The sequence below is a fragment of the Flavobacterium sp. genome, from assembly GCF_044338735.1.
In the GTDB taxonomy this organism is placed as follows: Bacteria; Bacteroidota; Bacteroidia; order Flavobacteriales; family Flavobacteriaceae; genus Flavobacterium.
In genome coordinates this window covers 1-5,142 of record NZ_JBIIWV010000147.1, presented here as the reverse complement: position 1 = coordinate 5,142, position 5,142 = coordinate 1, and the positions used below count along the sequence as shown (strand labels likewise).

Here is a 5,142-nt window from a genome sequence, read left to right as displayed (position 1 = left end):
TGGAAACTGCAGGAGCAACCCGAATTATGACCATGGATTTACATGCCGATCAAATTCAAGGTTTCTTTGAAAAACCAGTGGACCATTTGTTTGCTTCCACCATCTTTTTGCCGTATGTGAGAAGTTTAAATTTAGAAAATTTAACGATTGCATCACCAGACATGGGAGGTTCAAAAAGAGCATATGCTTATTCTAAGTTTTTAGAATCGGACGTGGTGGTTTGTTACAAACAAAGAAAAAAAGCGAATGTAATTGATACGATGGAGTTGATTGGTGACGTAAAAGGCAGAAATGTTATTTTAGTTGACGACATGATTGACACTGGAGGAACATTAGCCAAAGCGGCCGATGTAATGATGGAAAAAGGTGCTTTAAGCGTAAGGGCAATTTGTACGCATCCTATATTATCAGGAGAGGCCTACGAAAAAATAGAAAATTCTAAATTACTAGAATTAATTGTTACCGATTCTATTCCGTTAAAGAAAGAATCAAATAAAATAAAAGTGGTAAGTTGTGCCCCATTATTTGCAGATGTAATGCATATGGTGCAAAATAATACCTCAATTAGCGGGAAATTTTTGATGTAATCAAGAGCAACCACTCTAAATAAGTATTTATTAATTATATATATTTTACAATGAAATCAATTACGATTAAAGGATCAGAAAGAGAAAACGTAGGCAAAAAGGCAACTAAAGCCGTACGTGATGCTGGAATGGTTCCTTGCGTTATCTACGGAGGAAATCAGCCAGTTCATTTTGTTGCAGACGAAAGAGCATTTAAAGATTTGGTTTACACTCCAAACGCACACACAGTTGTAGTTGAGTTAAACGGAACGTCTACCAATGTAATCATGCAAGACATTCAGTTTCACCCAGTTTCTGACAAAATTTTACACATTGACTTCTTCCAATTAAGTGACGATAAAGAAATCGTTATGGAAGTACCTGTTAAAATTACAGGAACTTCTCCAGGAGTATTATTAGGAGGTGTTTTACGATTAAACCAACGTCGTTTAAAAGTTAAAGCATTACCTAAAAACTTACCTGATTTTGTAGAAGCAAGTATCTCTGAATTAGAAATGGGTAACAAATTGTATGTAACTAAATTACCTACAAACAATTTCAAATTAATGCACCCAGATAATACTGTAGTTTGTCAAGTGAGAATTTCTCGTGCGGCAATGAAAGCGGCTCAAGAAGCAGCAAAAGCAGAAAAAGGAGCAAAAAAGAAAAAATAATTTCTTTTCAATCTATACGAAAAAGCATCAGTTTACTGGTGCTTTTTTTATGCTTTTTATTTTATAAACTTTATGTTACTTTTACATGATGAATTGGTTTTTAAATATAATTAAGAGAAATAAACCACAAGAGGTCATTCCTATGAAGAAATTCCTAATAGTTGGGCTTGGAAACATTGGCTCAGAATACGCAAACACAAGACATAATATTGGTTTTAAAATATTAGATTATGTTGCTAATGCAGAAGGGATTTCTTTTCAAACCCAGAAGTTAGGTGATGTGGCAGAACTCAAAATAAAAGGCAGAACATTGCTCTTACTGAAGCCAAACACCTATATGAACTTGAGTGGTAAAGCAGTGAATTATTGGTTAGAAAAAGAAAAGATTGAAAAAGAAAACCTTTTGGTCATCACCGACGATTTAAATTTAGCATTTGGAACTATTCGTATCAAAACAAAAGGAACTGATGGCGGACATAATGGGTTGAAAAACATACAGTTGCTTTTAAATTCTTCTGAATATCCACGATTTCGATTTGGTATTAGCGACGCCTTTAAAAAAGGAAAACAAGTGGACTATGTCCTTGGCGAATGGGACGAAACCGAAAAAGAACAACTGAAAGAACGATTAGCCTTAAGCGCAGAAATTGTAAAATCATTTGCATTAGCTGGGTTAAATACTACGATGAATACTTTTAATGGGAAATAAAAAAGGGAAGCTAATGCCTCCCTTTTTACTATTTAATAGTTTAGAACTACTTATTCAATAACAATCTTTTTAGTAACCTTACTAGAACCATCTTGAATAGTTACTAGATAAATACCAGATTGTGCATTACTCAATTGAAGGTTTTCATTAAACAAACCATTATTTGAGTATTTTTTAGTAAAAATCTCTCTTCCTCTCATATCATGAACCCCTACATTTATTTCATTACTCGAATTAGAAGTAAATTGAATATTGAAGTTCCCATTGTTTGGATTAGGATAAATTGCTAAATCGCTAATATCATAACTTTCGGTTGAAAGAACAGGTACAAGCCCTGAACGACACAATTGAATAGTAAAAGTATTAAACCTTGCATTTGCAACATTTGAATCTACTACTACATCTTTAAAATATATTAACCATGCGCCAGCACTATTCATGCCATTATATCCGTTAATGTTTGGTTCAGAATAAGGTAAAAAAGATGGAGCTCCATTCACTGTTGCACAATTTACAGCTGAGCCGGCTGTGTCAAACCATTTGTTCATGTTGGCATTTGTACATGTAATATTGTTATACCAGATAGCTGTATTTAAAGATGTTTGCCATGGCGCTTTAATTAGTAGATTAAATTGTCCTATGTTTGGATGTGTTACATTTGCATAAAAGTTTGCATCTGTTATCGTATAAGAATCTGAAATAGAAAGTGATGTGCCTGGATAAGATGTGCCAGCACTTTCAGTGATCGCCGAATTTAATGTAAATGGATAATCCGTACAAACATTTTGCGTTTGGTATGTATAATTTCCTACCGCAAATGGCTGAGAAATATTAAAGAAAATATTTGCACTTGCCTTAACCATAAACCTACAATAAGCTCCTGAAACGCCTGCTGGCAATGTCACAACATGCGAACCGTCATTTGTCGTAGTTCCCAATAATGTCCATGTAACCCCATTATCAGCTGAAAATGAAATATCTACATTTGCTCCACCTGTAATGGTGCTGTGTCCTGTTGTGCCTGTAGCACCTGTCCAAACCACTGTTTGGGTTGAACCTACAGGATAAGTTGTACTTGCAGCCATTGTTATGGTTAAAGCGGTTTTATTTGCAACTGTAACTACCATATCATCATAACCAGTTTGTCCTTGTCCAGAGATATTATCTCTAGCGGTTAATCTGAAATTTAAGGTTCTCGCAACAGAACTTAAAGCTTCGGCGGTTACATCTAAACCGGGTGTTGTGTTGTTTCCTGCTAAAATTGATGACATTTTTGGAAAATAACGCACTGGACTTGCAGAATCTTGATAATTTACCCAGTTTGGGCCATCAGCTTTTGTTGGTGAAGCAGCGCTATCGGCGCCTATATTAGACCCTCCATCTTCATTTTGTTCCCAAGCATAGGTCATTGCACTTGCACCACCTGCATCAGTAGCTGAGCCCGTTAACATAAATGGTGTACTCACGGGAATTGTCCAGTTACCACCAGCATTAACTACTGGAGCTGAATGTGTAATTGCAACTATTGTTTGGCATGATTTAGTATCCATATTTGCTTGTACTTGGGCAATACTTGCTGCATGAAATACATCTATTGAATGTAAATGAGTATCTTCATTAGTTATTCCAGCATAACCCATTACGGTTACCCCTGAACCCACTTCAACATTTACTCCATAACCTTCATTTCCATTAGAAAAGGTATGATTTGCGCCAAATTGATGTCCAATTTCATGCGCTACAAAATCAATATCAAAATTATCTCCTACTGGCGAAGTACTTGTTGTATAGCCACTTCCTTTCCCAGATAAACATACACAACCTATGCATCCTGCATTTCCATTATTCCCTACTCTTCCCATTAAATGACCCACATCATAATTCGCTTCTCCTACTACATTAGTTAAAGTTGTTTGTAGTTGAGTATTATAATTATTACTTGTAGCTCCATAGGGATCTGCCGTGGTGCCATCATATATAATAGTCATGTTATTCACTAAATTCATGTGAATTGCAAAATCAGTTTCAAAAACACCATTTACACGTAACAACGTTGTGTTAATTGCAGCCAAGGCACTTTCCTTCGCAGTTGCCAATGCCAATAATGTATGGTGATATGTAGTATATTCTGGTGTTACAGACATTGCAAGTCTAAAATTCAATAATTGAACTGTACTTGATCGAGATACACTACTCGCTCTATCGGTTAAATCATTCATTAATGCTTGCTCAACTGGTGTTGAACAGGTAAATGGAAGTTTCCCTTTTACTCTTTCAGAATTATAAACTACGTGAATTCTTCCATCAACGGAATAAGGCTCCATATATTCTGAAGGCTTATCTGCTCTTGAAACCATTGTATTGATTCCTCTTGGATTTATTGATAATCTTAATCTTGCATATTTATCATCAATACCTTGTCCTACATAAGAACGAATCTCTGGAAATTGAGCTTGTAAATCTGGTGCAAAATTTGATGCTTCATAAACACGAAAACGCTCAAGTTTTCCTTCAGCATTTGGCAACGATATTATAGCGCTTGTTCTTTTTTCAGCAAATCGATCTGAAGCAGTAAATAATACTTGTCTTAAAATAGTTAAATCTAATTGCATTAACTCAAATTCTTGAGGAAATGACTCTCTTTGTGCTGAAATAGCAACTTTAACATCTTGTCCTTTGTAGTTTGACCAAGCTCTTTCTGTTTGTGAGTAACTAAAATTAGTAAGTACTAGTGAAAAAACAATTAGTAGTAACGTTTTTTTCATTTTAATGGTTTTTTTGATTAATGCACAAATATAATAATTTAATAATATTCTGTAATAATTAATAAAAAAAAGAGGTGGTAAAAACCACCTCTTCCCTGAAATAGAAAATTAAATTATTCTATTACTATTTTCTTAACTTCTTTCCTAGAACCATCTTGAATAGTTACAAGATAAATTCCAGATTGTGCATTACTTAATTGAAGGTTTTCATTAAACAAACCATTGTTTGAATATGTTTTATTAAAAATTTCTCTTCCTCTAATATCATGAACCAAAACAATAATATTATTATTTGAATTGTAAGAAAATTGAATATTGAAATTGCCTTTATTTGGGTTAGGATATAACGTGAAATTTTCTAAGCTATCAACGCTATTAATTGCAGATAAACTAGCATCTGTACCAAAATAATAAACTCCAGAAATTCC

5 protein-coding genes are annotated in these 5,142 nt (G+C 34.2%); 3 read left to right on the top strand and 2 right to left on the bottom strand.

From position 1 onward, the window contains the following. The 3 genes from prs to pth all read left to right on the top strand — a co-directional run. Positions 1–587, top strand: a 587-nt coding sequence (prs, locus tag ACIQZC_RS08945; RefSeq protein ID WP_396138885.1) for a ribose-phosphate diphosphokinase, incomplete at its 5' end; no start/stop codon positions are given. A gap of 50 nt (positions 588–637) precedes the next feature. Next, positions 638–1,240 (top strand): 50S ribosomal protein L25/general stress protein Ctc, encoded by a 603-nt coding sequence (locus ACIQZC_RS08940; RefSeq protein ID WP_396138884.1) that lies wholly within the window; start codon positions 638–640, stop codon positions 1,238–1,240. Between the two features lie 142 nt (positions 1,241–1,382). Next, the gene (gene pth, locus ACIQZC_RS08935; RefSeq protein ID WP_396138883.1) at positions 1,383–1,949 is read left to right on the top strand and encodes an aminoacyl-tRNA hydrolase; all 567 of its coding nucleotides are present in this window, start codon (positions 1,383–1,385) and stop codon (positions 1,947–1,949) included. A gap of 50 nt (positions 1,950–1,999) precedes the next feature. Here the strand turns inward: pth and ACIQZC_RS08930 are convergent, their stop codons facing one another. Further along, on the bottom strand, positions 2,000–4,714 hold the full coding sequence (locus ACIQZC_RS08930; protein ID WP_396138882.1) for a reprolysin-like metallopeptidase: 2,715 nt from the start codon (positions 4,712–4,714) through the stop codon (positions 2,000–2,002). Positions 4,715–4,827: 113 nt separating this feature from the next. After that, a partial coding sequence (locus ACIQZC_RS08925) for a T9SS type A sorting domain-containing protein (protein ID WP_396138881.1) occupies positions 4,828–5,142 on the bottom strand: 315 nt, incomplete at its 5' end.

Excerpts from the sequence above, each read along its gene's own strand:
- ACIQZC_RS08940 (WP_396138884.1), top strand. The coding sequence starts at position 638 with ATGAAATCAATTACGATTAAAGGATCAGAAAGAGAAAACGTAGGCAAA.
- pth (WP_396138883.1), top strand. The coding sequence starts at position 1,383 with ATGAAGAAATTCCTAATAGTTGGGCTTGGAAACATTGGCTCAGAATAC.
- ACIQZC_RS08930 (WP_396138882.1), bottom strand. The coding sequence starts at position 4,714 with ATGAAAAAAACGTTACTACTAATTGTTTTTTCACTAGTACTTACTAAT.